Genomic DNA, 3,078 nt, shown 5'->3' with positions numbered 1-3,078 from the left:
GGCGCCGATGCCGACGGCCGGGACGAGGGCGAGCCGCCGGAGCAGGTCGCGGGCCTCGCCGGGCAGTGAGCGGTAGGAGAGGTCGAAGGCGGCGCGGACCGCCGAGGTGTCGTCGCCCTCGATCTGGAGGGCGCTCAACCGGTGCTCCGTGTCGAGGAGTTCGGCGGCGTGGTCGGTGAGGCTGCGGTCCGGGCTGGCGGCCAGGCGGCTGGCGGTGACGGCCAGGGCGAGGGGCAGTCGGCCGCAGGCGTCGGCGAGTTCGGCGGCGGCGCGCGGCTCGGCGCGGGTGCGGTGCTCGCCGACCATGCGGGCCAGCAGTTCGAGGGCCTGGTGGGCGGGCAGGACGTCGAGCACCAGCGGCCGGGCGCCGTTGCGGACGGTCAGTCCGTCGAGCCGGGTGCGGCTGGTGACGACCGTGCGGCAGCCCGGGGCGCCGGGCAGCAGCGGGCGGACCTGCTCGGCGTCGCGGGCGTTGTCGAGGATCACGAGCAGCCGCCGGTCGGCCAGTCGGGAGCGGTAGAGCGCGGCCGCCTCGTCCGCCGCCGCGGGGATCCGGTCGCCGGGCACGCCGAGGGCGCGCAGGAAGCGGGCCAGGACGGTGCGCGGGGCGAGCGGCGCGTCGACGGAGTAGCCGTGCAGGTCGGCGTAGAGCTGGCCGTCCGGGAAGCGGTCGCGGACCCGGTGGGCCCAGTCGACGGCGAGGGTGGTCTTGCCGACCCCGGCCGGTCCGGAGACGGCGCAGACCGCGCAGGCGGCGGCGGCCGGCCCGGCCTCCTGGTCCGCCGGGTCGGTGAGCAGCGCGTCCAGGGCCCGCAGTTCGGTGTCGCGTCCGACGAAGGTGGCCAGGGCGGGCGGGAGCTGGGCGGGCGGTGACGGCGGCTCCGCCTGCGCCGGCGCGGGTGGTTCCTCGGCCCGGGCCGGGGCGGCGGGCACCGGTTCGGTGGCCAGCAGCTCCAGGTGCAGCGCCCGCAGCTCGGGCCCGGGGTCGAGCCCGAGCTCGTCGGCCAGCCGCTCCGCGAACCGGCGGTAGGCGGCGAGCCCTTCGGGGGTGCGTCCGGAGCCGTGCAGGGCGCGCATCAGCTGTCCGGTGAACCGTTCCCGCAGCGGGTGGTCGGCGACCAGCGCGGTGAGTTCGGGGACGGCCGTTCGGTGCCGGCCGAGCGCGAGTTCCAGGTCGAGGCACTCCTCCCAGGCGGTCAGCCGCAGTTCGTCCAGCGCGACGGCGCCCGGGGCGTCCGCGTCCACGGCGAGTCCGTCGAGGGCCGGTCCGCGCCACAGGGCGAGTGCGGAGCGGAGCCCGTCGACGGCCTCCGGGGCCCGCCCGGCGGCGGCTTCGGCGCGGGCGAGGGCGAGCCGGTCGGTGAAGTCGCGGGCGTCCAGGCGGTGGCCGGTGAGCGTGATGCGGTAGCCGCGGCCGTCGGTGAGCAGGACGGGCGGCGCGTCCGGGTCGGCCTCGGCGAAGCGGCGCCGCAGCACCCCGGCGAGGTTGCGGACCTGGCGGGTGGCGGTGGCCGGCGGCCGCTCGTCCCAGACGGTGTCCACCAGGCGGGCGACCGGTACGGAGGAGTCCGCGTTGAGCAGCAGGGCGGCGAGCAGCCGCTCCTGCCGGGAGCCTTCGGAGGGGATGCGTCGGCCGTCGCCGGTCCACACCTCCAGCGAGCCGAGGATCCTGAACTCCAACGTCCCTCCCTGGGGCCTGCGGGGCCGGGCCGGACCGGCCGCCGTGGAGGACGGGCGCGAGTCGTGACGAACTGATGATCAGATCATGCCAGTTGTGTGCGTTCGGTTGAGAAGTTTCTTGTGCACCGGCCGAAACGAGCCGGTCGCCCAGTGAGGACCCCGAACCCAGGAGCAGTCGATGAACCGTCTGAAGAAGGCCGTCGCCACCGCGACCGCCGTCGCCGCCGCCGCCCTGATCCCGCTCACCGCCGCCCCGGCCTCCGCCACCACCGGGCCGGCCACCCACCTCGGGATGACCTGGTCCGTCGTCTCCAACGGCCCCGACGGCACCGTCCAGGTCGGCGGCCCCGGCGGCAGCCCGAGCAACGCCTACAACGGCGACACCGCGCCGTCCGTCTCGCTGCCCGTGCTCTGCCTCAACGTCGACGGCAGCCCGGCCCCGTCCGGGATCAGCCTCGGCTTCTACAACGGCTGGGCGCAGGGCACCGTCGCCCTCAGCCAGCCGGTCAAGGGCTCCCGCCTGAACAGCCGGGCCGCGGCCGACAGCGTCTGCCAGGCCGGTTTCGGCGCCGGCTGGCGCGAGGCCGAGTTCCACGACGGCCACTACGGCACCGACCTGTCGCAGACCGGCGGCTGGACCTTCTGGGCCTACGGCAACATCCCCACCAACACCCGTTTCTGGACGGCCATCAACGACCAGCCGGCCAACCCCTGGAACTGACCGGACGCACACCGCCGGTGCGCCCGCCCTCCCGGCGGGCGCGCCGCGGTGGCCGGGTTCCGGGATTCGCCGACGGTCCGTCCGGGTACGCCGTACGCTCGGGGCGCAGGCGGTCGGCCGCCGCCCGGGACCCGGAGGAGGACGGCGTGAACACGGCTGCCGCACGGCAGGACACGGCTGCGGAACGCACCTCCCGGGGCGGTCCCCGGATCGACCCGCTGCTCGCCGACCGCGTCACCGAGGCGCTCCTCCTGGCCGGCCTGCCCGTCGGGTACGGCGGACACGGCCCCGGCGTCCAGCTGCGCCCGGCCCGGCCGTTCGACGACTCCGACGACTGCGCCGGCCTGATCGCCCTGCACTGGGAGCCCGGCCCCCGGCTGGCCGCCGCGGCGGCCATGGAGGAGTTCCAGCAGCCGGCCTCCGCCGCCGGCCGGGTCGTCACCAGCAGCATGCAGAACGCGCTGGCGGAGTTCCTGCCGGCCTTCGGCATCGAGGTCGAGGCCGGTCGGCTCGACGGGGAGACCAGGGTCGGCCGTACCAGCGGCCCCGCCCCGGCCACCGGACAGGACGCCGGCCGGGACGCCGCCGCTCCGGCCGGGTCCCGCCCGCAGGACCTCGGCATCGGCGCGCACGTCGTCGACGCGGTGCGCCGCACCGCCGCACTGGCCGGACTGCCG

The 3,078-nt window shown here is 76.8% G+C and carries 3 protein-coding genes; 2 read left to right on the top strand and 1 reads right to left on the bottom strand.

The annotated features are described in order from the left end of the window. On the bottom strand, nt 1-1,680 hold a 1,680-nt coding region (locus AE652_RS38635), incomplete at its 3' end, for a BTAD domain-containing putative transcriptional regulator (protein ID WP_049660116.1). A gap of 178 nt (nt 1,681-1,858) precedes the next feature. Here AE652_RS38635 and AE652_RS38630 point away from each other — a divergent pair. Continuing rightward, entirely contained in the window at nt 1,859-2,401 is a 543-nt protein-coding gene (locus AE652_RS38630; RefSeq protein WP_053112534.1) for a hypothetical protein, read from the top strand. Between the two features lie 146 nt (nt 2,402-2,547). Next, nucleotides 2,548-3,078 (top strand): hypothetical protein (locus AE652_RS38625; protein ID WP_049660114.1); only part of this gene is annotated, 531 nt, incomplete at its 3' end.

The sequence above is a fragment of the Kitasatospora sp. MY 5-36 genome, from assembly GCF_001182915.1.
Classification (GTDB): domain Bacteria; phylum Actinomycetota; class Actinomycetes; order Streptomycetales; family Streptomycetaceae; genus Kitasatospora.
Note: the sequence above shows the minus strand (reverse complement) of the source record. Positions and strands in the feature narration are given on the sequence as shown.